Raw genomic sequence first — 25,853 nt, 5'->3', positions numbered from 1 at the left:
GCGCAACTGTCTAGCGCTTGCGGGTGAGTTCCCGCATGGCCGTGTCGATGCCGGCAAGGGTGAGCGGATACATGCGGTCCTGCATCAATTCGCGGATCATGCCGGTCGAGTGGCTATAGGCCCAATGGGCTTTGGGCGTGGGGTTGAGCCAGACCGCGGCGGGATAAGTGCGGGTGACGCGCTGGAGCCAGACGGCGCCTGCTTCCTCGTTCATATGTTCGACCGATCCGCCCGGATGGCTGATCTCATAGGGGCTCATCGCCGCGTCGCCGACGAAGATCAGCTTATAGTCATGTCCATATCTGTGCAGAATGTCCCAGGTGGGAATACACTCGGAAAAGCGGCGTCGATTATCCTTCCACACGCCTTCATAGAGGCAGTTGTGAAAGTAGAAGAATTCCATATTCTTGAACTCGCCGGTCGCGGCGGAAAATAGCTCCTCGCATAAGGTGACGAACGGGTCCATCGATCCGCCCACGTCCAGGAACAGCAGCAGCTTGACCGCATTGTGCCGTTCGGGGCGCATGTGGATGTCGAGCCAGCCCTGGCGCGCGGTGCCGCGAATGGTTGCGTCCAGGTCCAGTTCCTCGGCCGCGCCTTCGCGCGCGAAGCGGCGCAGCCGGCGCAGAGCGACCTTGATGTTGAGGGTGCCCAGCTCCTTCTGGTTGTCGAGATTGGCGAATTCGCGCTTTTCCCACACCTTGATCGCGCGCTTGTGGCGGCTGGAACCGCCGATCCGCACGCCTTCGGGATTATAGCCGCCATGGCCGAAGGGGGAGGTGCCGCCCGTGCCGATCCATTTGTTGCCGCCCTGATGCCGCTCCTTCTGCTCCTCCAGCCGCTGCTTCAGCGTCTTCATGATCTCGTCCCAGTCGCCGAGCGACTGGATCCTGGCCATCTCTTCTGGACTGAGGAATTTTTCCGCGACGAGGCGCAGCCATTCTTCGGGAATTTCCGCCTCGTCGCCTTCCGCGCCCAGCACGCCCTTGAACACGCGTGCGAAGACCCGGTCGAACCGGTCGAGCAGCGCTTCGTCCTTCACATAGGTGGCGCGGGCAAGATAGTAGAAATCCTCCGGCCGGCGCGCGATGACGTCGCGGTCCAGCGCCTCCAGCAGCAGCAGATGTTCCTTGATGCTGGCCGGAATGTCGGCGGCGCGAAGGGCGTCGAGGAAATTGAGCAACATGGATCGCCTTGTCGGACAGGGCGCGCGCGGATGCAAGTTTTCGTAAATCGCCTGCCTTGTCCGAACATTAAGTGTTGCAGTGCATGGTTAATCCGGCACTATCCAGCGCATGGGGCAAATAAGCGGGGCGGGATTGGAAAACAGGGATTTGTTGGCTGACTTGGGGGAACAGTCGGGCGACATAGCATTGCAGTGCAGCGAGACTGTGGGCTTTCTGGGTGAGGTCAATCGCCGCATCCAGGGCGATGCCGCGCATCTTGAACGATTGCAGAGCCATATGGCGCGGCTCGCCGCGAGCCAGGGCGAAAGCGTCGCCGCGGCGCGGGAACTGAGCCACACGGCCGAACGCGCGGAACAGATCATTGCCGATGGCCATGACGTCATCGGCCTGTCGCTGGGCGAAGTGGCGGCGCTGGTCGATCATGTCACGGGGCTTGAGGGGCATCTGCGCCAGTTCCTGTCGGTGATCGAGGCGGTGGGCGACGTGTCCGGGCAACTGGGCGCGATCGCGCGGCAGACCCGGCTGCTGGGCGTCAACGCCGCCATCGAAGCAGCGCGCGGCGGCGAAGCGACGCAGGGCTTCGCCATCGTCGCGGAGGAGATTCGCCGCTTGGCCGAACAGGCGGGCGAATCCTCCGCATCGGTCGCAACCAAGCTGGGCCAGCTGGATCAGGATGCCCGGCGGCTGATCGAGGGGGTGGAGGATAATATCCTACGCGGGCGGGACGCGGATGCGCATATCGACCAGCTGCGCCTGCGCCTGGCGGAGATCGCGTCGCTGGTGACGCAATTTGGCGAGCGGTCCGGCGCGATCGTGGGCTGCACCGATGCGGCGGACCGCGAAGTCGCGGCGTTGCGGCAGGGGCTCACCGAATTCGGCCGCTCGGCGCGGGAAAGCACGGCGCGGGTCGATGCCGCGCGCGAACAGCTGGAAGGGCTGGAGGGTATGGCCAACGCCATGCTCAACACCGCCGCCCATGGGCCGCAGGTGACGCGCAACAGCCGCTATATCGCCATGGCGGAGGAGGGGGCGGAGGAGGTGCGCGGGGTCATCGGCGCGGCGCTGCGCGACGGGTCTCTCAGCATCGACGCGCTGTTCGACACCGACTATCGTCGCATTGACGGTTCCGACCCGCCGCAATATCTGACCGGCTTCACCCAATTCGCCGACGACATGCTGCGCGCCATGCTGGACCGGCACAGCGCGCAGGACAGCGCGGTCATCGGCTGCTGCCTCATCGACATGAACGGCTATCTGCCGACCCATGTGAATGCGCGCTGCCAGCCGCAGCGGCCCGGCGAGCGGCTGTGGAACATGGAACATGCCCGCAACCGGCAGATCTTCATGAACGACCAGACGCGCCGCGCGCTGGATGGGGCGAGCGATTTCTTCCTCTTCACCTATCGGCAGGACCTGGGCGAGGGGCGATACCGGGCGCTGCGCAGCGTGTTCGTGCCGCTGGTCTTCGCCGGGCGGCGCTGGGGCCTGTATGAGGTCGGCTATCTGATCTGATCGCGATCGCGCCGAATGCCGTGGATCAGCGATACGAGCACGAAGCTGATGATCATCAGCAGATACCAGCTGCCGAGCTTCGCAAAGCCGACCATGCGCCAGCCCGCGCGCTGGTCGGGATAGGTCCAGGCGTTGGCGAAGGTGCCGATATTCTCGGCCAGCCAGATGAACTGCGCGACCAGGAAGAAGCCGAGCAGCAGCGGCATGGCGCGCGGCGTGCGCCAGGGCGTGAAGATGATCCAGCTGCGCCCGAACAGCAGGATCGCGCCTGCGAACAGGAACAACCGGACATCGGGCAGCCAGTGATGCGCGAAAAAGTTGACATAGATGGCGGCGGCGAGCAGCGCCGTTGTCCAGACCGGCGGATAATGGGTGAAGCGGAAGCCGAAGATGCGCCAGATGCGCGCGATATAGCTCCCGACCGCCGCATACATGAAGCCCGAGAAGAGCGGCACGGCGCCGATGTGGAGCAGGCTGGCTTCGGGATAGATCCAGGAGCCGGCCTGGGTCTTGAACAATTCCATGACCGTGCCGATCAGGTGGAAGGCGAAGATGACCTTCGCTTCCGCCCAGCTTTCCAGACGAAAGGCCAGCATCCCCGCCTGAATCGCCAGCGCCGCCAGCGTCAGGAAGTCATAGCGATGCAGCGGCGCATCGGCGGGATAGAGAAAATGGGTCATCAGCAGCAGCGCCAGCATCAACCCGCCGAACAGGCAGGCCCAGCCTTGCTTGAAGCCGAAGAGCAGGAATTCGAACGCCCAGGCACGGGGTCCGGGCGCAATGCGGATCGCCTCCAGCCGGGCGCGGATGCGGGCAAAGCGGGTCGCGCCGACGGGCTGGATCATGCCGCGGGTCTAGGGCTGCGCCGCGGCGAGGGAAAGGGCTTTCAGCGGCCGCTGGCCACGCCGGGCTGCATCGTCGCCTCGCCATTGGCGGCATAGGCGACGATCGCCTGCGCCTGCGCGGTCTGCGGGTCCTTGCCATCGAGGATCGCGGCGACCTGACGCGGGCTCGGCACCTTGTCATAAGTGCCGTAAAGGTCGGTCTGTCCGACCATATGGATCGACAGCTTGTATCCCTGCGCATGCGCCGCGGGATCGAAGGCGAGCACGGTGCCGCTGTCGTCGACCGGGACGATGATCGCGCCGTCGCTGCGGCCCGCCTGTTGCAGCATGTCGTACCGCCCCTCGGCGGTGGTCACGGTGCCGCGAACGCATAGCGCATCCTTGCCATCGCGCGGGATGCGCACCGCCTGCGGCACGGCGTTTTCGCCCGGCGCCGCCCGGGCCAATTCCGCGTCGCCTGCGTCGGCGGCGGGACAGGCGCCGAAGCGCGCCGGCGCGATCGCCTGCAGCGCGGCGGGATTATCGACCTGCAGATTAGCCAGCATCGCGTCCAGCCCGGCCAGGACGGCATCGCGCTGATCGGTGGGGCCGGTGACGCGGATCTTGACGATCCAGCGCCCGGCATGGACGAAGCCCGCGGCCGTCGTCAGCGCGCCATCGGCGGCATCGTCATAGACGGCCCGGATCGCGCGTCCCGGCTGCCCGGCGACCGCGGCGCTGTCATAGGCGGTGCGGCGAGTCTTCGCGCCGAACCGCTCCATGATCGCCTTGTCGGTCATATAGGCGGCGAGCGAGGCGTCGGCATAGGTGGGCATATAGACATAGAGGGTCGCCTGGACCGCGCCATCCTGCGACAGATATTGCGCGTAATTGTCGACCGCGCGACCGCCGTTCGACGCCTCGCCGCTCTTGGCGAGCGAAAGCCCGCCCACCGTCTGCGGCAGGCTGATGCCGGCGGCATTGGCGCGCAAGGCTGTCGCGGTCGGCGTCCAGGCCTCTGCATCCTCGGTAGCATGGGCGAGCGCAGGAACAGCTAACCCGAGGGCCGCGGTCAGCAGAATCAAGGCGCGTGTGGGCATCAGCATCCCTCTCCAGAACCAGACCGTCTTGGCGCGGCCTTGAACTATGACAGGGAGGCTACAGACTATCCCGACGCGCGCAAGCGGCTTTTCACGCCACTGGCGGCATTTGCGCCGGATGGTGCGGCAGCGCGGGATCATGATGGGCCCAGTCGGGAGCGGCGTCGGTCCAGATCACCGCCTGCGGCCCCATCAGCGAGGGATTGTCCAGCGCGCCGGCGCGAATGAAGGTCAAATGCGGGCGCGCCTCCGCCAGGCTGAACAGCGGCGTGCCGCATTGCGGGCAGAAGCCGCGCTTCATCGCATTGCCGCTGTCGGCGACGCTGTCATGCCAGCGCACCTCGCCCTGCGTCGTGACCGCTTCGCTGGGGAAGCAGACATTCACCGTGGCCGACCCGCCGCCCAGATATTGGCACAGGCGGCACCAGCACATGCGCGCGGCCATGGGTTCGGCGTCGATGGTGATGCGGACCTGGCCGCAAAGGCATTGGGCGCTATGGGGCATGGCAAATCTCCCTCCGGCAACAAGCTTCGCTGGTGACGAGCGAAGGCGACAAATTGATGACCCGGCGCGTTCCGTGTTTCGGAGCGACCGGCGCGCGCCGGCGGGACCTTACCGCCCCTGCCGCCGCGCCATGAAGGCCAGCCGTTCGAACATCATGATGTCCTGTTCATTCTTGAGCAGGGCGCCGTGAAGCGGCGGGATCGCCTTGGTCGGATCGCTGTTCTGCAGCACGTCGATCGGCATGTCCTCGGCGAGCAGCAGCTTCAGCCAATCGAGCAATTCGCTGGTGCTGGGCTTTTTCTTCAGGCCCGGAACATCGCGTATCTCGTAGAAAATCTCCATGGCCCGCGACACGAGGATCTTCTGGATGCCGGGGAAATGCACCTCGACGATCTTCTCCATCGTCTCGCGATCGGGGAATTTGATATAGTGGAAGAAACAGCGGCGCAGAAAGGCGTCGGGCAGTTCCTTCTCGTTGTTCGACGTGATGACCACCACCGGCCGCTCCGCCGCCGCGATCGTCTCGCCCGTTTCATAGACGTGGAAGGCCATGCGATCGAGTTCCTGCAGCAGGTCGTTGGGAAACTCGATGTCGGCCTTGTCGATCTCGTCGATCAGCAGCACGGGCAGGCGCGGCGAGGTGAAGGCCTCCCACAGCTTGCCCTTGCGGATATAGTTGGAGATGTCATGGACGCGCGGGTCGCCCAGTTGCCCGTCGCGCAGCCGCGCGACGGCGTCATATTCATACAGGCCCTGATGCGCCTTGGTCGTGGACTTGACGTTCCATTCGATCAGCGGCGCGTCCAGCGCCTGCGCGATCTCCTGCGCCAGCACGGTCTTGCCGGTGCCCGGTTCGCCCTTGACCAGCAGCGGCCGGCGCAGCAGCACCGCAGCGTTGACCGCGACCTTCAGATCGTCGGTGGCGACATAATCCTGCGTGCCTTCAAAGCGCATCAAATCCGTCCGCTCCCGTTGCTGCCTGCAACCGGACTAGGGAAAGCGGCGGCGGGGCGCAATCGGGAAAGCGGCGGTCAGCCCGCGCGGGCGCGCAGGTCGGCGCGCGCGGACAACAGGTCCCACAGGCCGCGATGCTGGTTCAGCAGCTGCCGCGCGCCGAACTGGATCGCGCGGTCGATGATGTCGTCGCCGCCGATAGCGCGCGCCACCTCCAGCGTCGCGGCGCGATCGGGCAGGGCGCAGGGATGCGGCTCCAGGCCTGCGCGGATCGCGGCCATGTCCAGCATCTGCCGCATGCCGCGCCAGTCGAGCACCAGCGCCATCGCCGCGCCCATGGCGCAGCCGCGGCGGTCGGACTGGGCGAGCGTGTCGAGCGCATGGCGCTGCTGGCTGACGGCGGCTTCGCAATCAGCCTGGCCAGCCGTGCTGGGGGCAGGGCCGGCGGCGACCGTCACTTGCGTCAGATAGGCGCGCTCGGCGGCAAAGGCGTCGGCCGCCTCGATCAGCCACTGGCGCGCGGCATTTTCGGCCGAGCGCGTCGCGGCATGATCGATGACGCCGGGATGGCGGCCGTGGAGCAGGCACATATAGGAGGCGGCGTCGGCAAGGTCCGGCAACGACAACAGACCTTCGCTGGCCATGCCGGTGCGGGCGCGGATGACATAGGCATGGGCCGCCGTGCCGTCAGCCGCGACCAGCGCGTCGAGCACGCGCGCGATGTCGCCGAACTGAATACGCGGTGCCGCTTCGCTCATGTCCGATTCCCTGTTCGGCCCCGGCCCATGCGGGGGTTGTCACCGGCATAAGCGGTCCAAGTAAACGCCGGGTTTACGGAATCAGAAAGGGCGGCCGTGAAAGCCGCCCTTTTGCGTCAACCATGGTTAAGATTGTTTTACTGATCCAGGAAGCTGCGCATTTTCCGCGAACGCGAGGGGTGTTTGAGCTTGCGCAGCGCCTTCGCCTCGATCTGGCGGATGCGTTCGCGAGTCACGCTGAATTGCTGGCCCACTTCCTCCAGCGTATGGTCGGTGTTCATGCCGATGCCAAAGCGCATGCGCAGCACGCGCTCCTCGCGCGGGGTCAGGCTGGCAAGGACGCGGGTGACCGTTTCCTTCAGGTTCGCCTGGATCGCGGCGTCCACCGGGATGATGGCGTTCTTGTCCTCGATGAAATCGCCCAGATGGCTGTCCTCCTCGTCGCCGATCGGCGTTTCGAGGGAGATCGGCTCCTTGGCGATCTTCATCACCTTGCGCACCTTTTCGAGCGGCATGGACAGGCGCTCGGCCATTTCCTCGGGCGTGGGCTCGCGGCCCTGCTCGTGCAGGAACTGGCGGCTGGTGCGGACCAGCTTGTTGATCGTCTCGATCATGTGGACTGGGATGCGGATGGTCCGCGCCTGGTCCGCGATCGAGCGGGTGATTGCCTGGCGAATCCACCAGGTGGCGTAGGTCGAGAACTTGTAGCCGCGGCGATATTCGAACTTATCCACCGCCTTCATCAGGCCGATATTGCCCTCCTGGATGAGATCCAGAAACTGCAGGCCGCGATTGGTGTATTTCTTCGCGATCGAAATGACGAGGCGCAGATTGGCCTCGACCATTTCCTTCTTCGCGATCCGCGCCTCGCGCTCGCCCTTCTGCACCATGTTGACGATGCGGCGGAACTCGCTGAGCGACATGCCGGTCGCCTGCGCGATTTCGGCCACTTCGTTGCGGATGCGATCGACCGATCGCCCTTCGGCGGCGGCGAAGGCCGTCCACTTCTTGTCGAGCCCGCCCACCTTGTCGAGCCAAGCGTCGTCAAGCTCATGATTGACATAGCGGTCGAGGAAATCCTTGCGGCTGACCTTGTGCCGCTCGGCCAGGCGCAGCATCTGCCCGCCCAGCGCGGTCAGGCGTCGGTTATAGGCATAGAGCTGGTCGACCAGATATTCGATCTTCTGCTGGTGGAACTGGACGCTTTCGACCTCGGCGGTCAGGCTTTCGCGCAGCGCCTGATAATCATCCTCGGCCTTCTGGCTCAGCGAATCGCCATTGGCCATCGCCTGCATGCGCGTTTCCTGCGCCTTGGAAAAGCTGCGGAAAATCTCGGTGATGGTCGCGAACTTCTCCAGCGCCATCGGCTTGAGCGTCTCTTCCATCTGGGCGAGGCTGAGCGTGTTGTCCTCCTCATCCTCCTCCTCGGTGCGACGGGCGCGGCGCTCGGTCAGGCCGTCCTCATCCTCGTCTCCATCGGCCGATTCCTCCTCCGGCTCTTCCTCTTCCTTGAAGCTGGGGCCGGCGGTCTTCTCGCTGATCTCGCCGTCATCCTCCTCGGCGCCGTCCTCCAGGCTTTCGGGCGCAGGGTCCTTGGACAGCATGGCGTCGAGATCGAGAATCTCGCGCAGTTGCATCTCGCCATTGTTGAGCGCGGTCGACCATTCGATGATCGCGTTGAAGGTCGTGGGACTTTCGCATAGGCCCAGGATCATCGTGTCGCGGCCGGCCTCGATCCGCTTGGCGATGGCGATTTCGCCCTCGCGGCTCAGCAGTTCGACGGCGCCCATTTCGCGCAGATACATGCGCACGGGATCGTCGGTGCGATCGACGGTTTCCTTCTTCTTTTCGGTGACGAGCTTGGGGCCGCCATCATCCTCGGCAGTGTCGTCCGCCGAATCATCGTCGCTGTCGTCGCGCTGATCGTCGCCGTCTTCGCCGGCTTCCTCATTCTCGACGATGTTGACGCCCATTTCGTTGAGCGCGGACATGATATCCTCGATCTGCTCGGAGGACATCTGGTCCTGCGGCAGCGCGTCGTTCAGCTCGTCATAGGTGATGTAGCCGCGCTTCTTCGCGCGCGCGATCAGCTTCTTGACGGATGCTTCGTTGAGATCGAGCAGCGGGGCGTCGCCGCCATCCTCGCCTTCTCCCACGCCGCCATTCTTGCTGTTCGCCTTGGTCGCCATCTATTCGCCTTACTTCGTTGCCCTTGGGTGAAGGGCGAACCTTGTTCAAATACTATCTTCGGACTGCGCCAGTTCCGCCAGGCGACGATCATGATCGGCTTTCAGCGCGCGGATGCGCTGCTGCTCGGCGAAGTTCGCCTCGCTGAAGTCGCTCTCGAACCGTCTTGTGGCCTCCACCAGCGCTGCTTCCAACTCCGGCCCCTGCGCCATCACCCGAACGGCCTCCTCCAGATCGCGGGCTACGCGATCAGGGTCGGGGGTCATCCTGTTTGGGGTGAGTGTGAACGTGTCGGCCCGGAGCATCCCCTTGGCCATATTATACACTTCACCTTGCCCCAATATGGTAAGGAGGGTCTGCGTTTCAACTGTTTCTTTGCGCAGCGAGCAACGCACCATCGCAGCGAGCAGCTGGCCCAGCAGCGGGTCGGCGATCTGCAGGCTCGACAGCATCTCGCGATGGGGCGCGATCTGTTCGGGATGGCGCAGCAGGCTCGCCAGCACGGCGCGCAGCAGCCGCTGTTCCATGCCGCCCGCGCCGATCGCGCGCGCTTCCGTGCCCGCGGGCGGGATGGGCGGCTTCCAGTTGCCGCGCCGGTCGCGCTGCCAGCGCTGCGCGCCGCCGCCGCCCTGGGCGCGCGGCTGGAAGGGCGCCGCCTCGCGCCGCGCGAAGAAGAGCGCATCGTAGCGCTGGCGGAACTCATGGGCATAATGGGCGCGCACATCGGGATGGGCGATCGCGTCCGACAGGGCGCGCAGCCGCTGCTTGAGCGCGGCTTTCTGCTCGGGCGTGTCGAGCGGGGCGGCCGACGTCTCATGCGCCCAGAGCCGCTCGATCAGCGGCTGCGCGTCGTCCAGCACCGCCTGCATCGCCGCCGGTCCGCTGGCGCGGATCAGGTCGTCGGGGTCCTGGCCGGCGGGCAGGGTGGCGAAGCAGAGGCTGTGGCCCGGGCGAAGCAGGGGCAGGGCGCGCGTGGCGGCGCGGATCGCGGCTTTCTGCCCCGCCGAATCGCCGTCGAAGCAGAGGACCGGCACCTCCACCATCTTCCACAGCCGCTCGATCTGATGTTCGGTGAGCGCCGTGCCGAGCGGCGCGACTGCGTCAGCGAAGCCCGCCTGGGCCAGCGCGATCACGTCCATATAGCCTTCGACCACGATGATGCGGCCGGTCTGGCGGCTGGCGGGCGACGCCTTGTCGATATTGTAGAGAGTGCGTCCCTTGTCGAACAGCGGCGTGTCGGGGGAGTTGAGATATTTGGGCTCGCCCTGGCCGATGATGCGGCCGCCAAAGGCGATTACGCGTCCGCGAATGTCGCGGATGGGCAGCATCAGCCGGCCGCGGAACCGGTCATAGCTGTCGCGCTTGCTGCTGTTGCCGCCATTGGGCTGGGCGCCATCCGGATCGATCAGCAATCCCGTCTCGACCAGCATGCCCTCGCCAAAGTCGCGCAGCGCGGTCTTCAGCTTGCCGCGCGCGTCGGGCGCATAGCCAAATCCGAAGGCGCGCCGGGTCGCGTCGCTGATGCCGCGCTTGTGCAGATAGGCGCGCGCGTCCCCGCCATCGAGGCCGCCGAGCTGATCCTCGAAGAAGCTCTGCGCGGCCGCCATCGCGTCATGCATTCCCTTGGCCCGCTCGGCGCGCTTGGCCGCGCGCGGGTCGGGCGCGGGCACCTCCATGCCGGCGGTCGCCGCCAGTTCCTTCACCGCCTCCATGAAGGGCAGGCCGCGCTGGTCGGTCATCCACCGGATCGCGTCGCCATGCGCGCCGCAACCGAAACAATGGTAGAAGCCCTTCTCGTCGTTGATCGTGAAGCTGGGCGTCTTTTCGTTATGAAAGGGGCAGCACGCCTTATATTCGCGCCCCGCCTTCTGCACCTTGATCGACTTGCCGATAAGCGTCGACAGGGACGTGCGCGCGCGCAGCTCGTCCAGCCATTGCGGCGTCAGGGTCATTTAAAGCCCCTCTCTACTTAGCGAGGGGTTGGGGTGGGTGATCTTCTGCCTCTCGGGCAAGGCGCTCGCGCGCTCGAAGATCGTGAGCAGCACAGCCTCAAGATTGTCGCGGACATCGGCATTGGAAAATCGCAAAACGAGATAGCCCTGATGCGCAAGGTCGAAGTCGCGGTCCCGATCTTTGACAGGATCATGGCGATCGTCATCAACTTCCACGACAAGTCCGATCGAAGGACAGAGAAAGTCGCAGATATAGGGCTCGATCACGGCCTGTCGGCGAAATTTGAATCCGCCCAGTTGCGAGGCGCGCAAGGCGCCCCACAGACGGCGTTCGGAATCGGTGGGTTCGCGGCGCATGTCGCGCGCATATTGGCCGAGTTTCGCATTGATGCGTAGCGCCATCACCCACCCCAACCCCTCCCTAGGTAGGGAGGGGCTTTCCATGTCACCCCAAGGCGGCCTTCACCAGCCCGCTCGCCTTGCTCATGTCGATGACCGTGCCGTGGCGTTCCTTCAGCACCGCCATCACGCGGCCCATGTCCTTGACGCTTTCCGCGCCCACCTCGGCCTTGATCCCCTCGATCGCGGCGCGGGTTTCGTCCTCGCTCATCTGTTGGGGCAGGAAGCTTTCGATCACGTCCAGTTCGGCCTGTTCCTTGGCGGCGAGTTCGTCGCGGCCGCCATTCTTGAACATGTCGATCGATTCGCGGCGCTGCTTCACCATCTTCTGCAGCACGTCCACGACCACGGTGTCGTCGTCCGGCACGCTCGACGCGGTGCGCAGTTCGATGTCGCGGTCCTTCAGCTTCGCCAGGATCAGGCGCACCGCGGCCAGCTTTTCCTTGTCGCCGGCCTTCATCGCTTCAACCTGGGCGCTCTTAACCTGCTCGCGAATCATGGGCGATAGAATCCTGTCTCTTTCGGAAAGGAGCAGATATAGCGGCAAAAGAGATTTTTAACAGACGTTGACCTTGTGGGAACGCCCGCCTACCTGACCGGCCGTTTAACCCGCACCAGACGGGTTCCCGCAAAAGCATAAAGGAACCGCAGACCATGGCTGACGCCAAGACCCTCACCGTGCCCAAAGGAGCAACAGGGGTATTGGTTTTCGCCGATGGCAGCGCGGTGTTCGGCCGCGGCTTCGGCGCTGTGGGCGATGCGGTGGGCGAACTCTGCTTCAACACGTCGATCACCGGCTATCAGGAGATCATGACCGATCCCAGCTATGCCGGACAGATCATCAACTTCACCTTCCCCCATATCGGCAATGTCGGTACCAATGACGAGGATGTGGAGGCCGACAACCCTTACGCGCTGGGCTGCGTCGTGCGGCAGGATGTGACCGAGCCGAGCAATTTCCGCAATGTCGCGCCGTTCGACGAGTGGATGAAGGCGCATGGCCGCGTCGGCCTGTCGGGCGTCGACACCCGCGCGCTCACCCGCATGATCCGGGAAAAGGGCGCGCCCAATGTGGTCATCGCGCATGATCTCGACGGCGCGTTCGACATCGCCGCACTGGCCGCCAAGGCCGCGCGCTGGCCGGGGCTGGAAGGCATGGACCTCGCCATCGAAGTCACGGGCAAGGAAAGTCGCTTGTGGAAGGACGGCGTGTGGCGCCTGGGCTTTGGCTATGGCGCGGGCGAGGCGACCGACGAGCGCCCGCATGTCGTCGCGATCGACTATGGCGCGAAGAACAATATCTTCCGCAACCTGGTGAAGGCCGGCGCGCGCGTCACCGTGCTGCCCGCCACCGCGGCCTATGAAGAGGTGGTGGCGCAGAAGCCCGACGGCGTGTTCCTTTCCAACGGACCGGGCGATCCCGCCGCGACCGGCGCTTATGCGGTGCCCGTCATCGCCGCGCTGCTGGCGGATGATATTCCCGTCTTCGGGATCTGCCTCGGCCACCAGCTGCTGGCGCTGGCCGTGGGCGCGAAGACGATCAAGATGCATCAGGGTCACAGAGGCGCGAACCATCCGGTCAAGCGGCTGTCGGATGGTCTGGTCGAGATCACGTCGATGAACCACGGCTTTGCGGTCGACGCCGACACGCTGCCCGCCAATGTGAGGCCGACCCATGTCTCGCTCTTCGATGGTAGCAATTGCGGCATCGAACTGACGGATCGGAATGCCTTTTCGGTCCAGTACCACCCCGAAGCCTCGCCAGGGCCGCAGGACAGCTTCTATCTGTTCAAGCGGTTTGTGGAGGGGTTGCGGTGAGCGTAGATCCCCAGTTTGCTCAAGTTACCAAAAGGCTAAGAACGAGCAGCGCTGTCGTTCCAGCCTTGGTCCTAACCGCTATTTGCACTCCTTGTGGCTTGTTGGCCGCTCGTTTCTTTGAAGGTGCACTTACCTTTGCATGTTTCGTATTGGCGATGCTTCCTCCGTTCGTTGCCATCAGCCAAGTCATATTCTTCACGTTCATTGATAGAGACCGTCTTCAAAATGAGGATCACGTTGAAAGAAAGATGATGATTGCGAAGGGGATAGGTGATGCTAGGGGAGTCATTCTAAATCCAGTGCAAGGACATTTAACGTCGAATCCTGAAGCGGACGGTGGTCGCATTGTATAACACTTTCCTCATGTCATTCGACCCGAACATCACGGACCCTAGCCCGGCAAAGCTGTTGGAGTTCGTCAAGTCAAACAAATATACGTATCAATATTTGGTCCCCTATAATGGCAGTATATTCATTAAAACATCTGCTCCGATGCAGCAGGTGATAGATAGTTACCTTCCTGTTATCACTCCCCACTTTTTTGTAGTCGTCGATGTAAGTTCTTCCGCCAAAAACGGTTGGCTGCCTGGAGGCTACTGGAATTGGATCAACGCTGCGTTTCCTCCAGCTTTAATCGAGAACGGTTCCTAATGCCCAAACGCACCGACATCTCCTCCATCCTCATCATTGGCGCTGGTCCGATCATCATCGGCCAGGCGTGCGAGTTCGATTATTCGGGCACGCAGGCGGTGAAGGCGCTCAAGGAGGAGGGCTATCGCATCATCCTGGTCAATTCCAACCCGGCCACGATCATGACCGACCCGGAATTTGCCGACGCGACCTATGTCGAGCCGATCACGCCCGAGATTGTGGCGAAGATCATCGAGAAGGAGCGGCCGGACGCGGTGCTGCCGACGATGGGCGGGCAGACCGCGCTCAACACCGCGCTGGCGCTGTTCAACGACGGCACGCTGGACAAGTTCGGCGTCAAGATGATCGGCGCGGACGCCGAAGCCATCGACAAGGCGGAGGATCGCCTCAAGTTCCGCGACGCGATGGACAAGATCGGGCTGGAATCCGCCCGCTCGCGCATCGCGCACACGATGGAGGAGGCGCTCGAGGCGCTGGAGTTTACCGGGCTTCCCTCGATCATCCGCCCCAGCTTCACGCTGGGCGGCACGGGCGGCGGCGTCGCCTACAACAAGGACGAGTTCAAGCAGATCGTGGCCGCCGGCCTCGACGCGTCGCCCACGACCGAGGTGCTGATCGAGGAATCGCTGCTTGGCTGGAAAGAATATGAGATGGAGGTCGTGCGGGACCGCAACGACAATTGCATCATCATCTGCTCGATCGAGAATGTCGATCCGATGGGCGTCCATACCGGCGACAGCATCACCGTCGCGCCGGCGCTGACGCTGACCGACAAGGAATATCAGATCATGCGCAACGCATCCATTGCGGTGCTGCGCGAAATCGGTGTCGAAACAGGCGGTTCGAACGTTCAGTTCGCGGTCAATCCCAAGGACGGCCGCCTGATCGTGATCGAAATGAATCCGCGCGTGTCGCGCTCCTCGGCGCTGGCGTCGAAGGCGACCGGCTTCCCGATCGCCAAGGTCGCGGCCAAGCTGGCGGTCGGCTATACGCTCGACGAGATCGAGAATGACATCACCGGCGCAACGCCCGCGTCGTTCGAACCGACCATCGACTATGTCGTCACGAAGATCCCGCGCTTTGCCTTCGAAAAGTTCAAGGGTTCCGAGCCTTTGCTGGGCACTGCGATGAAGTCGGTCGGCGAGGTGATGGCGATCGGCCGCAACATCCATGAATCGATGCAGAAGGCGCTGTGCGGCCTGGAAACCGGCCTGTCAGGCTTCAACAATGTCGATCATCTGGAAGGCGCGTCGCGGGACGACATCGTCGCCGCGCTCGCCAGGCCCACGCCCGACCGGCTGCTGATTGCGGCCCAGGCGCTGCGCGAGGGGCTGTCGGTTGTCGAAATCCACAGCATCGCCAAGTTCGATCCCTGGTTCCTGGAGCGCCTCAAGGAAATCGTCGACGCCGAAGCGCAGGTGCTGGACAATGGCCTGCCGCAGGATGCCGAGGGGATGCGGCGCCTGAAGTCGATGGGCTTTTCCGACAAGCGCCTCGCGCATCTGGCGCTCAAGTCCGCCAATCTGCGCGGCATGGAGCGCGGCATCGCGCGCGGCTCCGGCCTGATCCACGACGCGGTCAAGGCGATGACCGGCGGCGTCACCGAGGACGAGGTGCGCGCGCTGCGCCACAAGCTGGGCGTGCGCCCCGTCTTCAAGCGCATCGACACCTGCGCCGCCGAGTTCGAGGCCAAGACGCCCTATATGTACTCCACCTATGAAGCGCCGATCTTCGGCGAGGCGGAGAATGAGGCGCAACCCAGCGACCGCAGGAAGGTCGTCATCCTGGGCGGCGGACCCAATCGGATCGGGCAGGGGATCGAGTTCGACTATTGCTGCGTCCACGCCTGCTTTGCGCTAGCGGAGGCGGGCTATGAAACGATCATGGTCAATTGCAACCCGGAAACCGTGTCGACCGACTATGACACGTCCGACCGCCTCTATTTCGAGCCGCTGACGGCCGAGGATGTGCTGGAGATATTGAGCGTCGAAATGTCGGCGGGCAGCCTGGCCGGCGTCATCGTGCAGTTTGGCGGCCAGACGCCGCTCAAGCTGGCGCAGGCGCTGGAGGACGCCGGCGTGCCGATCCTTGGCACCAGCCCTGACGCGATCGACCTGGCCGAGGATCGCGAGCGCTTCGCCGCGCTGATCGACAAGCTGAAGCTCAAGCAGCCCGCCAATGGCATCGCCCGCAGCCGCGAGGAAGCGATCGCGGTCGCCAACCGCATCGGCTACCCGGTGCTGATGCGCCCCTCCTACGTCCTTGGCGGCCGCGCGATGGAGATTGTCGACGGGCAGGCGCAGCTGGAGGAATATATCGCCACCGCCGTTCAGGTGTCTGGCGACTCGCCGGTGCTGATCGACCAGTATCTGCGCGATGCGGTCGAGGTGGACGTGGACGCGCTGTGCGACGGCGAGGATGTCGTGGTCGCGGGCGTGCTCCAGCATATCGAGGAGGCGGGCGTCCATTCGGGCGACAGCGCCTGTTCGCTGCCGCCCTACAGCCTGTCGGCCGACATCATCGCGGAAATCGAACGGCAGTCCGATGTGCTGGCTCGCGCGCTGCATGTCCGCGGCCTCATGAACATCCAGTTCGCGGTCAAGGACGGAGTCGTCTACCTGATCGAGGTGAACCCGCGCGCCAGCCGCACCGTGCCCTTCGTCGCCAAGGCGATCGGCATGCCCATCGCCAAGATCGCGAGCCGCGTGATGGCGGGCGAGAAGCTCAAGGACCTGCCGGTGATCGACCGCAACGCGATCGACCATATCGCGGTCAAGGAAGCGGTCTTCCCCTTCGCCCGCTTCCCCGGCGTCGATCCGGTCCTCTCGCCCGAAATGAAGAGCACCGGCGAAGTCATGGGGATTGACAAGGATTTCGCCACCGCCTTCGCGAAAGCACAGCTCGGCGCGGGCACCGTCCTGCCGACCGGCGGCACCGTCTTCGTGTCGGTCAAGGACAGCGACAAGCCCGTGATCCTGCCCGCCGTGCGCAAGATGGCGGCCATGGGCTTCACCATCATCGCGACCGGCGGCACCGCCAAATATCTGGAAGCGGAAGGGATCGACGTCACCCCGGTCAACAAGGTGGCGGAAGGGCGGCCGCACATCGTCGATCGCATCACCGACGGCGACGTCGACCTCATCTTCAACACCACCGAAGGTTGGCAGTCCTTGAAGGACAGCAAGGCGATCCGCACATCGGCCCTGCGCGCGAAGATCGCCAGCTTCACCACGGCGGCCGCCAGCGTCGCCGCCGCCGACGCGATCGAGGCATTGCGCAGCCGCGCCCTTGAAGTGCGGTCGCTCCAATCCTATTATCCCGGGTCGCACGCCTGATCCCCTGCACAAGGAATGACGCTGCGGGGCGGCTCGATGACGGGACCGCCAAAGGGAAGTTTTGACGAAGGATTTACAGGAATGGCGACCGTCGAAAAGATGCCGATGCTGCAAATGGGCTATGACAAGCTCAATGCGCAGCTCCGCGAACTGAAGGCCGAACGGCCGCTGATCGTGGACGCCATCGAGGAAGCCCGTGCGCATGGCGATCTGTCGGAAAATGCGGAATATCACGCCGCCAAGGAGCGGCAGGGCCAGGTCGAAGCGACCATCTCCGACCTGGAGGACAAGCTGTCGCGCGCCCAGGTGATCGATCCCACGACCCTGTCGGGCAACAAGATCGTTTTCGGCGCGACCGTGACCTTGCTGGACGAGGACGACAAGCCGGTGAAATATCAGGTCGTGGGTCAGGCCGAAGCCGACGCCAAGGCCGGCATGATCAGCTATTCCAGCCCGCTCGGCCGCGCGCTGATCGGCCGCGAAGTCGGCGACGAGGTCGAGGTTTCCGTCCCGTCGGGCGACAAATTCTACCTGGTCGACAAGATCGAGTTCATCTGACGCCGTGCGTCTGCCGACGGGCCGGGCCACCAACGCGCTGGCGGCGATCAGTTTCGCCGCCTTTCTGCTGCTCATCCTGGCCAACCGGGTGGATGACGCCGCGATCATGGCGGGCTTCATCCCGGCGCGCATCGGCGATCCTGACCTCCTCGCCGGCATGGCGGCGGTTCCGGCCTGGCTGACGCCGCTCAGCTGCACGCTGGTGCATGCCGGATGGCTACATATCGGCTTCAACATGCTGATGCTGGTCTTTTGCGGCCGGCAGGTCGAACATGTGCTGGGGTGGAGCGGCACGTTGGCGCTTTATGGTGTCGGAGCCTACGCCGCCTGCCTGGCGCAATGGCTGGTCGATCCGGGCTCGACCAACCCGATGGTGGGGGCGAGCGGCGCCATTTCCGCCATCATCGCCACCTATTCGCTGCTCTACAGCCAGCAACAGGTGCGCAAGGTGGGGCCGCTGTCGGCCAATCTGGTGCGCGTGCTGTGGCTGGCCGCGGGCTGGATCGCGATCCAGCTGATGATCGGGGTCGCGACCTCCGGCGGGGTCGGCGACCTGGGCCAGATCGCCATCGCCGCGCATATCGGCGGCTTCCTCGCAGGTCTCGCCCTGACGCGCCCGCTCCTGCGCTGGCGCTTCCGCAAAAAGCCGCGCGCTGTGCAGTGAGGCGAGGGGCGGTGCGCCGGCATCGGTAGGGACGCTCGTCTGCGCTCTCCGCTGGCCATCGCGCTGGCCTGATGGCGCACCATCTCTGATTGGGACATTAGTGCTCCTGCGCAGGCAGGAGCCCAGTTCCGGCCTTTCAGCTGGGCTCCTGCCTACGCAGGAGCCCGATGTAGAGTGACGCCGGCGGGACGGCCGGCACCGTTCTGGGCGTGCAGCTTGCAAGCTGCCAACAGTGCAATCTGCTCACTGGCCGCCGACAGCGCTTCAGCTCGGCTCCTGCCTGCGCAGGAGCACGGAGCTGGGGGAAGCCGGCGGTGCTGTCGCGAAGTTTAGGGCATGCGGAGTGCAGATCGTGAGCGCCTGGCAAGCGCATCCATGCTCAGCCACCGGCGCCAATTGCCACTGGCCTGCTATCGCACTCAGACGATTTGAGAAACGGCTCCCGCAGGCCAGGAACCCGGTTCCGCCGCCTCGATCCAATTCCTGCCGCTTAGGCTATGTCGACAGAGGCTGGCGGTTCCGTGGGGCAGCGCGTCAGGCCGGCTGCCCGGCCCCGGGCAGTTCGGGTTCCAGCAAGCGATGCAGGTGGACGATGACATAGCGCATTTCGGCATCGTCCACGGTGCGCTGCGCCGCGCCGCGCCAGGCCTTCTCGGCCGAGGCATAGTCGGGATAGACGCCGACCAGGTCGACCTGGGTCAGGTCCTGAAATTCCAGCGTCTGCGGATCCTTGACGCGACCGCCCATCACCAGATGCATTTTGCTCATGGCGTTATCTGTTCTCCTTTGGATGATCGCGGAGCCTTAGCATCGTCCCCGCGATCCGCCAAGAAGAGGCGCCGGCCGCACGATTGCGTTTGACGCAATCGCGATTAGCTTTTGGGCAACCGCGCCTTGACCGCATCGCTGATCGCATCGACCCTGGCCGCGACCAGCGCGGTGACGTCATCCGCCAGTTTCGACGCCTTGGCGCTGAGGTCGGCCGCCGCGACATTCGCCCTGGCGCTGGCGGCGGCGTCGCCCGCCGCGTGCAGCGCATCGCTCGCCTTGTGCTTCACGCTCTCCGCGCCCTCGGCGGCGGCGGCGCGCGCGGCGACGGCGGCTTCCAGGATCTGCGCGCCCGCCGCGGTGGCCAGGCCCGGCAGCGCCTTCATCGCGCGGCGGCTCTTGGGGAACATCCAGGCGACCAGCGCCCCGGCGGCGACGGCGCCCGCAACGGCCATGACGGGATGGTCCTGCACGATCTGGTTGGCGCGGGTCGCGGCGCGCTGCGTCTTGTCGCGCGCGTCGGCATAGGCGTCGCTCGCTTTCTCGCGGCTGGTATGGATCAGTTCGCTCGCGCTTTCGCGCGCCTTGCCGCTGCTTTCCTTGATACGATCGGATGCGCTGGTTGCCGCATCGTTGGCGGCTTCCCGAGCGCGGGAAATCTGTGCGCGAATGTCAGCCATCATCAGTCTCCGAATTGTCGATGTTATGGGGATCGATGTCCCTGTCCCTGAAGCGAACGTATAGCCCGCACAAAAGTGCCCCGATCGGGCGACGCGCCAGAAAGAGTCCGAGCCCGCCGGCCGCCGCCGCGACCGGCCGCTGCTGCACCTTGGCGCCGACATAGGCGACGCCGTCGAGAGCGGTAGCCGAAACCTTATCCTTGGCGTCCTGCTTCAACCGGGCCGGCGCGATGCGCGCCTTGGCGGCCTGCGCGCTCTCCTTGAGCCGCGCGCGCTGGGCGTCGGCATGGGCGATCGCGGCGCGATAGGCGCTTTCCTGCGGCGTCATGGCGCGATCGCCTTCTTCATGCGGGTGATGCACCCCTTGGCCGTCAGCGCGAGGATGATCGTGATCACCAGTCCCGCGCCAAAGACCGCCAGCGTCGCGCCCAGCGGCCCGATCAGGGGTTCCAGCATATGGATCAGGCCGACAAGCAGCGCGACGATACTGGCGAATAGCAGAATGAAGGCGAGAACGCCCAAGATCGCCGCGTTGCGCACGCCGGTCGCGACGATGCCGGCGCGCAGTTTCTGCTTTTCCGCCTCTGCCGCCGCATAGGCGCGGGCATCGGCATAAAGGCGCGTGAACGCATCGCGTACGCTGTCCTCACGGGCAGCCTCTTCCGGCCCGTCGGTGTGCGGCGCGATCGCCGTTTCCGCTGGCTGTTCGATCAAATTACCCTCCGCTGCGCGGGAATGGAGCAGGCACGGCGTTCCCGCCGGGCCGCTGCCTCAAGCCTTGTCGTCGGATCCTTTGGCGAGGCGCATCAGCACATAGCCGACCACGGCGGCCGCGCCGATCGCCACGGCAGGGCTCTTGCGCACGAAATCGCGCGCCTCGTCCATCAACTGGTCGACATCTTTGCTATCCAGCGTCTCGGCAGCGCCCGCCACCTGCTCGGCAGCCTGGCGCGCATAGTCGCCATATTGCGGGCCCAGCTTCGCGTCCACAGTGCCGGCGGTGTCGGAAATCAGCTTCGCTAGGCTCTGCATCGCCGTCCCGGTCTTGTCTTTGGCGACGCTGGCAGCGGACTTGGCGGTCTTGCTCGCCTGGTCCTTCAGCGGATCGACATGCGCTTTCCAGTCGACCGAATTGATCTTGTCCTTGGCGGCCTTTGCCGCCTTTTCGGCCTGCGCCTTGATCGGGGCGATCTGGGCGCTCCAGCCTTCCGCGGTAGTGCCGTTGCCCGATATATTGGGCGCGCTGCGGGTCGCGGCGGGCTTCACCGGCGCGGCCTCGACCGGCGTGGATGTGGCGACGGCCGCGGCGGGCTTCACCTTCACGGGCTTGTCGGCGGCAGGCTTGCGGCCGCGCTTGACGGGCGGGGTTTCGGGGGTGTCGGGCATCGTCCTCATTCTCCCTTTCGATACAGCGTTTCGGCTGGCGTTAGAGCCCCTAATGCTTCGCGGGCGGCTACAGTTCCGTTGCCGTTACATTTTGACCATCGGCATTTTTTGGTCGCGTGCAAGCCCCCGCATTGCCATCGGCACGGCCGCTGGCTAAGCGAAGCGCGAAATCGGCGACCGGCCGCGATGCAGGCCCTTCATTCAGGAGCGATCATGACCGCCATTCTCGACATTCACGCCCGCCAGATCCTCGACAGCCGGGGCAACCCCACGGTCGAAGTCGACGTCATGCTGGAAGATGGCAGCTTCGGGCGCGCCGCCGTGCCGTCGGGCGCCTCCACCGGCGCCTATGAAGCGGTCGAAAAGCGCGATGGGGACAAGGCGAAATATCTGGGCAAGGGCGTGCTCCAGGCGGTCGCGGCGGTGAATGACGAGATTGCCGAGCAGCTGATCGGCCTTGATGCCGAGGATCAGGGCGAAGTCGACGCCGCGATGATCGACCTCGACGGCACCGAGAACAAGTCGCGCCTGGGCGCCAACGCGATCCTGGGCGTCAGCCTTGCCACCGCGAAGGCCGCCGCCGACGCGCGCGGCCTGCCGCTCTACCGCTATGTCGGCGGCGTTAGCGCCCATGTGTTGCCGGTGCCGATGATGAATATCATCAATGGCGGCGAGCATGCCGACAATCCGATCGACTTCCAGGAATTCATGATCATGCCGGTCGGCGCGGAGAGCATCGCCGACGCCGTGCGCATCGGATCGGAAATCTTCCACACCCTGAAAAAGGGCCTGCACGACAAGGGGCTGGCGACTTCGGTCGGTGATGAAGGCGGCTTCGCCCCCAACATCGCCTCGACCCGCGATGCGCTGGACTTCATCCTCGCCAGCATCGAGAAGGCGGGCTACACGCCGGGCGACGACGTGGAGCTGGCGCTGGATTGCGCCGCGACCGAATTCTTCAAGAACGGCAAATATGAGATTTCGGGCGAGGGCCTGTCGCTCTCGCCGGTCGAAATGGCCGATTACCTTGCTGCCTTGTGCGCCGACTATCCGATCAAGTCGATCGAGGATGGCATGGGCGAGGATGATTTCGAAGGCTGGAAGGCACTGACCGACAAGATCGGCGACAAGGTCCAGCTGGTCGGCGACGACCTGTTCGTCACCAATCCCGCGCGCCTTGCCATGGGCATCGGCAAGGGGCTCGCCAACTCGCTGCTGGTCAAGGTCAACCAGATCGGCACGCTGACCGAAACGCTGGCCGCCGTCGATCTGGCGCACCGGTCGCGCTACACTGCGGTCATGTCGCACCGTTCGGGCGAGACCGAGGATGCGACGATCGCCGACCTCGCCGTCGCAACCAATTGCGGGCAGATCAAGACAGGCTCGCTCGCCCGGTCCGACCGGCTCGCCAAATATAATCAGCTGATCCGGATCGAGGAGGAATTGGGCGACGTCGCCGTTTATGCGGGGCGCTCGATTTTCCGCTGAATCAAGGCTTTTGAGGCCAAAATGATCGGCCGGTCGCAAGTTGGCGATTTTTCGCTTGCGGCCGGCCTTTGGCTGTGATTCCAGTAACGCCATGGCGCATATCGCGAAACTCAGACTGTTGTTGGCGTCGGCCTTTGCGCCGGCGATCGCGTTGATGCTGCTGCTGTCCTTCGCCGGCTATGTCGTGCTCGGCTCCAACGGCGTGCTTGCCTGGGGCGACTATACGCGCCAGCTGCGCAGCGCGAAGCTGGAGTTGAAGAAGACGCAGCAGGCGCGCGCGGACCTGCGCAACCGGGTGGAGGCGCTCGATCCGCGCCGGGTCGACCCGGATCTGGCGGACGAACTGGTCCGGCGCCAGCTTGGCGTCATCCACCATGACGAAGTGATCGTGCCGCTCAACTGAGCGCCGCGAGTCAGCGCGTGTCGGCCGACTGCGCAAGGATTATGCGCCGGAAATAGCTGCCCGGCAATTTTGCTACCCTACCTTCCGCAAGCGGAAACGCGTTAGGCTCGGAGAGGGCATAAATTTACCCTCGCACCTATTGGTTCTGGCCGGATTCCCCAGCGTCCGCAGTTGCAATATATGCAACGCTATCGCTATATCGGCCTTCCTTCCATCCTACCCACGCAAAAGGATAAGAGCCTTGGCGAAACCAACAACGCCGCGTGCTTCGAGTGCAAAGGCACAGGCGGCTGCACCCGCCGCAGGAGCGGACCATAATCGGCCGCGCCCCGAAACGCCCACCGATTATGAGGCCAGCAAGGAAGAGCTGCTGGAATTCTACCGGCAGATGGTTCTCATCCGCCGCTTCGAGGAAAAGGCCGGCCAGCTGTATGGCCTGGGCCTGATCGGCGGCTTCTGCCACCTCTATATCGGTCAGGAAGCGGTCGCGGTCGGCATCCAGTCGGCGCTCAAGCCCGGCAAGGACAGCGTCATCACCGGCTATCGCGATCATGGCCACATGCTCGCTTATGGCATCGATCCCAAGGTCATCATGGCCGAACTGACCGGCCGCGAAGCCGGCATTTCGCGCGGCAAGGGCGGTTCGATGCACATGTTCAGCGTCGAGCATAAATTCTACGGCGGTCATGGCATCGTCGGCGCGCAGGTGTCGCTGGGCGCGGGCCTGAGCTTCGCGCACAAATATAATGGTGATGGCGGCGTGTGCGTCGCCTATTTTGGCGATGGCGCGGCCAACCAGGGCCAGGTCTATGAAGCCTTCAACATGGCCGAGCTGTGGAAGCTGCCGATCATCTTCGTGATCGAAAACAACCAATATGCCATGGGCACCAGCGTCAACCGCGCCTCGTCCGAGGATCAGCTGTATCGCCGCGGCGAAAGCTTTCGCATCCCGGGGCTTCAGGTCAACGGCATGGACGTGCTCGCCGTGCGCGGCGCGACCGAGGAAGCGCTCAAATGGGTGCAGGGCGGCAACGGCCCGATCCTGCTGGAAATGAAGACCTACCGCTATCGCGGCCACTCCATGTCCGACCCGGCCAAATATCGTTCGCGCGAGGAAGTGCAGTCCATGCGCGACAACAGCGATCCGATCGAGGGCGTGAAGAAATATCTGATCGAGGCCGGCGTCAGCGAGGACGAGATCAAGGTCATCGACCAGGATATTCGCAAGACCGTGAGCGAGGCGGCCGATTTCGCCGAAACCTCGCCCGAACCGGACATGGCTGAACTCTATACCGACGTGCTGGTGGAGCAATATTAATGGGTATCGCAATCAAGATGCCGGCGCTCTCGCCGACGATGGAAGAGGGCACGCTGGCCAAGTGGCTGGTGAAGGAAGGCGATGAGGTCAAGTCCGGCGACATCCTCGCCGAGATCGAGACCGACAAGGCGACGATGGAATTCGAAGCCGTCGATGAAGGCAAGATCGGCAAGATCATGATCGCCGAGGGCACCGAGGGCGTAAAGGTCGGCACCGTCATCGCTGAAATGGCGGGCGAGGGCGGCGAGGCTGCTGCGCCCAAGGCCGAGGAAAGCGCACCCCCGGCCGCCCCGCAAGCGGCGCCCGACGCGCCAAAGAAGGCCGAAAGCGGCACTGCCAAGCTGGCCGCCGATGTCAAGGCGACGGTGCAGGATCCCGCGATCCCCGAAGGCACCGAATTCGTCAAGACGACCGTGCGCGAGGCGCTGCGAGACGCCATGGCCGAAGAAATGCGCAAGGATGAGCGCGTCTTCGTGATGGGCGAGGAAGTCGCCGAATATCAGGGCGCGTACAAGGTGACCCAAGGCTTGCTCGACGAATTCGGTCCCCGCCGCGTCATCGACACGCCGATCACCGAATATGGCTTCGCCGGCGTCGGCACGGGCGCGGCTATGGGCGGCCTGCGTCCGGTCATCGAGTTCATGACGTTCAACTTCGCCATGCAGGCGATCGACCACATCATCAACTCGGCGGCCAAGACCAACTATATGTCGGGCGGCCAGATGCGCTGCCCGATCGTGTTCCGCGGCCCCAATGGCGCGGCGAGCCGCGTCGGCGCGCAGCACAGCCAGAATTACGGCCCCTGGTATGCATCGGTCCCGGGCCTGATCGTGATCGCGCCCTATGACGCAGCCGATGCCAAGGGGCTGATGAAGGCGGCGATCCGGTCCGAAGACCCGGTCGTCTTCCTGGAAAATGAACTGCTCTATGGCCGCAGCTTCGACGTGCCCAAGCTGGACGATTATGTCCTGCCCATCGGCAAGGCGCGGATCATGAAGCCGGGCCAGGACGTGACCCTGGTCAGCTATTCGATCGGCGTCGGCGTCGCGCTGGAAGCTGCCGAGACGCTGGCGGGCGAGGGCATCGACGCGGAAGTCATCGACCTGCGCACGCTGCGTCCGCTCGACACCGACACCGTGCTCGAAAGCCTCAAGAAGACCAACCGCATCGTGGTGGTCGAGGAAGGCTGGCCGACCTGTTCGATCGCATCGGAAATCGCGGCGGTCGTGATGGAGAAGGGCTTCGACGATCTTGACGCCCCGGTGCTGCGCGTCACCAATGAGGATGTGCCGCTGCCCTATGCGGCCAACCTGGAAAAAGCGGCGCTGATCGACGCCGCCCGCGTGGTAGAAGCGGCCAAGAAGGTCTGCTACAAGTAAAGGGCTTCCAGGCCAGTCAGAGAGGGC

At 64.4% G+C, this 25,853-nt stretch carries 24 protein-coding genes; 9 read left to right on the top strand and 15 right to left on the bottom strand.

Going from position 1 to position 25,853, the window contains the following annotated elements; genetic code table 11:
- Positions 1 to 10: 10 nt before the first annotated feature.
- Positions 11 to 1,186 carry a VWA domain-containing protein gene (locus tag ACGGKE_RS05950; RefSeq protein ID WP_394440912.1) on the bottom strand — a complete coding sequence of 392 codons (1,176 nt, stop codon included), beginning with the start codon at positions 1,184 to 1,186 and terminating at the stop codon, positions 11 to 13.
- Between the two features lie 148 nt (positions 1,187 to 1,334).
- On the opposite strand from ACGGKE_RS05950, the gene ACGGKE_RS05945 reads away from it, so the two are divergent.
- A complete protein-coding gene (locus ACGGKE_RS05945) occupies positions 1,335 to 2,699 on the top strand; it encodes a methyl-accepting chemotaxis protein (protein ID WP_394440910.1) in 1,365 nt (454 codons plus the stop codon).
- On the opposite strand, the gene ACGGKE_RS05940 is transcribed toward ACGGKE_RS05945, so the two are convergent.
- From ACGGKE_RS05940 to ACGGKE_RS05900, 9 genes are all read right to left on the bottom strand, one after another.
- Positions 2,687 to 3,544, bottom strand: coding sequence for a DUF817 domain-containing protein (locus ACGGKE_RS05940; protein ID WP_394440908.1), 858 nt, complete (start codon positions 3,542 to 3,544; stop codon positions 2,687 to 2,689). The two genes, ACGGKE_RS05945 and ACGGKE_RS05940, sit on opposite strands and share 13 nt — an antisense overlap.
- A gap of 41 nt (positions 3,545 to 3,585) precedes the next feature.
- Positions 3,586 to 4,623: a hypothetical protein gene (locus ACGGKE_RS05935; RefSeq protein ID WP_394440906.1), complete on the bottom strand. Its 1,038-nt coding sequence runs from the start codon at positions 4,621 to 4,623 to the stop codon at positions 3,586 to 3,588.
- Between the two features lie 91 nt (positions 4,624 to 4,714).
- Entirely contained in the window at positions 4,715 to 5,128 is a 414-nt protein-coding gene (locus ACGGKE_RS05930) for a GFA family protein (RefSeq protein ID WP_394440904.1), read from the bottom strand.
- A 108-nt stretch (positions 5,129 to 5,236) separates the two neighbouring features.
- Entirely contained in the window at positions 5,237 to 6,082 is an 846-nt protein-coding gene (locus ACGGKE_RS05925) for a MoxR family ATPase (protein WP_228167080.1), read from the bottom strand.
- 77 nt (positions 6,083 to 6,159) lie between these two features.
- The gene (locus ACGGKE_RS05920; RefSeq protein WP_228167027.1) at positions 6,160 to 6,840 is read right to left on the bottom strand and encodes a DUF6975 family protein; all 681 of its coding nucleotides are present in this window, start codon (positions 6,838 to 6,840) and stop codon (positions 6,160 to 6,162) included.
- Positions 6,841 to 6,977: 137 nt separating this feature from the next.
- Positions 6,978 to 9,029, bottom strand: a complete 2,052-nt coding sequence (gene rpoD, locus ACGGKE_RS05915; RefSeq protein ID WP_394440901.1) for an RNA polymerase sigma factor RpoD — start codon at positions 9,027 to 9,029, stop codon at positions 6,978 to 6,980.
- A 45-nt stretch (positions 9,030 to 9,074) separates the two neighbouring features.
- Positions 9,075 to 10,979 carry a DNA primase gene (gene dnaG, locus ACGGKE_RS05910; protein WP_394440899.1) on the bottom strand — a complete coding sequence of 635 codons (1,905 nt, stop codon included), beginning with the start codon at positions 10,977 to 10,979 and terminating at the stop codon, positions 9,075 to 9,077.
- Positions 10,980 to 11,381 (bottom strand): endonuclease domain-containing protein, encoded by a 402-nt coding sequence (locus ACGGKE_RS05905; protein WP_228167024.1) that lies wholly within the window; start codon positions 11,379 to 11,381, stop codon positions 10,980 to 10,982.
- Positions 11,382 to 11,424: 43 nt separating this feature from the next.
- Complete coding sequence (locus ACGGKE_RS05900; protein WP_394440897.1) at positions 11,425 to 11,877, bottom strand: GatB/YqeY domain-containing protein; 453 nt, start codon at positions 11,875 to 11,877, stop codon at positions 11,425 to 11,427.
- A gap of 155 nt (positions 11,878 to 12,032) precedes the next feature.
- On the opposite strand from ACGGKE_RS05900, the gene carA reads away from it, so the two are divergent.
- From carA to ACGGKE_RS05880, 4 genes are all read left to right on the top strand, one after another.
- The gene (carA, locus tag ACGGKE_RS05895; RefSeq protein ID WP_394440895.1) at positions 12,033 to 13,196 is read left to right on the top strand and encodes a glutamine-hydrolyzing carbamoyl-phosphate synthase small subunit; all 1,164 of its coding nucleotides are present in this window, start codon (positions 12,033 to 12,035) and stop codon (positions 13,194 to 13,196) included.
- A gap of 650 nt (positions 13,197 to 13,846) precedes the next feature.
- Entirely contained in the window at positions 13,847 to 17,182 is a 3,336-nt protein-coding gene (carB, locus tag ACGGKE_RS05890) for a carbamoyl-phosphate synthase large subunit (RefSeq protein WP_394440894.1), read from the top strand.
- Positions 17,183 to 17,263: 81 nt separating this feature from the next.
- Complete coding sequence (gene greA / locus ACGGKE_RS05885) at positions 17,264 to 17,740, top strand: transcription elongation factor GreA (protein WP_394440892.1); 477 nt, start codon at positions 17,264 to 17,266, stop codon at positions 17,738 to 17,740.
- 4 nt (positions 17,741 to 17,744) lie between these two features.
- Positions 17,745 to 18,404, top strand: a complete 660-nt coding sequence (locus ACGGKE_RS05880; RefSeq protein ID WP_228167017.1) for a rhomboid family intramembrane serine protease — start codon at positions 17,745 to 17,747, stop codon at positions 18,402 to 18,404.
- Positions 18,405 to 18,938: 534 nt separating this feature from the next.
- Here the strand turns inward: ACGGKE_RS05880 and ACGGKE_RS05875 are convergent.
- The 5 genes from ACGGKE_RS05875 to ACGGKE_RS05855 all read right to left on the bottom strand — a co-directional run bounded on the left by ACGGKE_RS05875 (position 18,939) and on the right by ACGGKE_RS05855 (position 21,238).
- Positions 18,939 to 19,172, bottom strand: coding sequence for a DUF4170 domain-containing protein (locus ACGGKE_RS05875; RefSeq protein WP_228167016.1), 234 nt, complete (start codon positions 19,170 to 19,172; stop codon positions 18,939 to 18,941).
- A 104-nt stretch (positions 19,173 to 19,276) separates the two neighbouring features.
- A complete protein-coding gene (locus ACGGKE_RS05870) occupies positions 19,277 to 19,852 on the bottom strand; it encodes a hypothetical protein (protein WP_394441765.1) in 576 nt (191 codons plus the stop codon).
- The gene (locus ACGGKE_RS05865) at positions 19,845 to 20,180 is read right to left on the bottom strand and encodes a hypothetical protein (protein WP_394440889.1); all 336 of its coding nucleotides are present in this window, start codon (positions 20,178 to 20,180) and stop codon (positions 19,845 to 19,847) included. Before ACGGKE_RS05865 ends, ACGGKE_RS05870 begins: the two co-directional genes overlap by 8 nt.
- Positions 20,177 to 20,566, bottom strand: a complete 390-nt coding sequence (locus ACGGKE_RS05860; RefSeq protein ID WP_394440887.1) for a hypothetical protein — start codon at positions 20,564 to 20,566, stop codon at positions 20,177 to 20,179. Before ACGGKE_RS05860 ends, ACGGKE_RS05865 begins: the two co-directional genes overlap by 4 nt.
- A gap of 57 nt (positions 20,567 to 20,623) precedes the next feature.
- Entirely contained in the window at positions 20,624 to 21,238 is a 615-nt protein-coding gene (locus tag ACGGKE_RS05855; RefSeq protein WP_394440885.1) for a hypothetical protein, read from the bottom strand.
- A gap of 213 nt (positions 21,239 to 21,451) precedes the next feature.
- Between ACGGKE_RS05855 and eno the strand changes: the two genes are divergently transcribed.
- The 4 genes from eno to ACGGKE_RS05835 all read left to right on the top strand — a co-directional run bounded on the left by eno (position 21,452) and on the right by ACGGKE_RS05835 (position 25,826).
- The gene (gene eno / locus ACGGKE_RS05850; protein WP_394440883.1) at positions 21,452 to 22,726 is read left to right on the top strand and encodes a phosphopyruvate hydratase; all 1,275 of its coding nucleotides are present in this window, start codon (positions 21,452 to 21,454) and stop codon (positions 22,724 to 22,726) included.
- Positions 22,727 to 22,817: 91 nt separating this feature from the next.
- A complete protein-coding gene (locus ACGGKE_RS05845) occupies positions 22,818 to 23,129 on the top strand; it encodes a septum formation initiator family protein (RefSeq protein ID WP_394440881.1) in 312 nt (103 codons plus the stop codon).
- A gap of 241 nt (positions 23,130 to 23,370) precedes the next feature.
- Positions 23,371 to 24,447 (top strand): pyruvate dehydrogenase (acetyl-transferring) E1 component subunit alpha, encoded by a 1,077-nt coding sequence (gene pdhA, locus ACGGKE_RS05840; protein WP_394440879.1) that lies wholly within the window; start codon positions 23,371 to 23,373, stop codon positions 24,445 to 24,447.
- Complete coding sequence (locus tag ACGGKE_RS05835; protein WP_394440877.1) at positions 24,447 to 25,826, top strand: pyruvate dehydrogenase complex E1 component subunit beta; 1,380 nt, start codon at positions 24,447 to 24,449, stop codon at positions 25,824 to 25,826. The genes pdhA and ACGGKE_RS05835 overlap by 1 nt, the downstream gene beginning before the upstream one ends.
- Positions 25,827 to 25,853: the final 27 nt, after the last annotated feature.

Source organism: Sphingobium naphthae (assembly GCF_043589935.1).
Taxonomy (GTDB): domain Bacteria; phylum Pseudomonadota; class Alphaproteobacteria; order Sphingomonadales; family Sphingomonadaceae; genus Sphingobium; species Sphingobium naphthae_A.
The sequence above is the reverse complement of the archived record's forward strand: the minus strand, read 5'-3'. Positions and strand labels throughout refer to the sequence as shown.

Bases quoted from the DNA above. Each gene is read 5' to 3' on its own strand.
- carA (WP_394440895.1), top strand. From the start codon at position 12,033: ATGGCTGACGCCAAGACCCTCACCGTGCCCAAAGGAGCAACAGGGGTA.
- ACGGKE_RS05835 (WP_394440877.1), top strand. From the start codon at position 24,447: ATGGGTATCGCAATCAAGATGCCGGCGCTCTCGCCGACGATGGAAGAG.
- ACGGKE_RS05845 (WP_394440881.1), top strand. From the start codon at position 22,818: ATGGCGCATATCGCGAAACTCAGACTGTTGTTGGCGTCGGCCTTTGCG.
- carB (WP_394440894.1), top strand. From the start codon at position 13,847: ATGCCCAAACGCACCGACATCTCCTCCATCCTCATCATTGGCGCTGGT.
- ACGGKE_RS05950 (WP_394440912.1), bottom strand. From the start codon at position 1,186: ATGTTGCTCAATTTCCTCGACGCCCTTCGCGCCGCCGACATTCCGGCC.
- greA (WP_394440892.1), top strand. From the start codon at position 17,264: ATGGCGACCGTCGAAAAGATGCCGATGCTGCAAATGGGCTATGACAAG.
- ACGGKE_RS05875 (WP_228167016.1), bottom strand. From the start codon at position 19,172: ATGAGCAAAATGCATCTGGTGATGGGCGGTCGCGTCAAGGATCCGCAG.
- ACGGKE_RS05920 (WP_228167027.1), bottom strand. From the start codon at position 6,840: ATGAGCGAAGCGGCACCGCGTATTCAGTTCGGCGACATCGCGCGCGTG.
- ACGGKE_RS05865 (WP_394440889.1), bottom strand. From the start codon at position 20,180: ATGACGCCGCAGGAAAGCGCCTATCGCGCCGCGATCGCCCATGCCGAC.
- ACGGKE_RS05855 (WP_394440885.1), bottom strand. From the start codon at position 21,238: ATGCCCGACACCCCCGAAACCCCGCCCGTCAAGCGCGGCCGCAAGCCT.
- ACGGKE_RS05935 (WP_394440906.1), bottom strand. From the start codon at position 4,623: ATGCCCACACGCGCCTTGATTCTGCTGACCGCGGCCCTCGGGTTAGCT.
- ACGGKE_RS05940 (WP_394440908.1), bottom strand. From the start codon at position 3,544: ATGATCCAGCCCGTCGGCGCGACCCGCTTTGCCCGCATCCGCGCCCGG.
- dnaG (WP_394440899.1), bottom strand. From the start codon at position 10,979: ATGACCCTGACGCCGCAATGGCTGGACGAGCTGCGCGCGCGCACGTCC.
- ACGGKE_RS05905 (WP_228167024.1), bottom strand. From the start codon at position 11,381: ATGGCGCTACGCATCAATGCGAAACTCGGCCAATATGCGCGCGACATG.
- rpoD (WP_394440901.1), bottom strand. From the start codon at position 9,029: ATGGCGACCAAGGCGAACAGCAAGAATGGCGGCGTGGGAGAAGGCGAG.
- ACGGKE_RS05870 (WP_394441765.1), bottom strand. From the start codon at position 19,852: ATGGCTGACATTCGCGCACAGATTTCCCGCGCTCGGGAAGCCGCCAAC.
- ACGGKE_RS05925 (WP_228167080.1), bottom strand. From the start codon at position 6,082: ATGCGCTTTGAAGGCACGCAGGATTATGTCGCCACCGACGATCTGAAG.
- eno (WP_394440883.1), top strand. From the start codon at position 21,452: ATGACCGCCATTCTCGACATTCACGCCCGCCAGATCCTCGACAGCCGG.
- ACGGKE_RS05930 (WP_394440904.1), bottom strand. From the start codon at position 5,128: ATGCCCCATAGCGCCCAATGCCTTTGCGGCCAGGTCCGCATCACCATC.
- ACGGKE_RS05900 (WP_394440897.1), bottom strand. From the start codon at position 11,877: ATGATTCGCGAGCAGGTTAAGAGCGCCCAGGTTGAAGCGATGAAGGCC.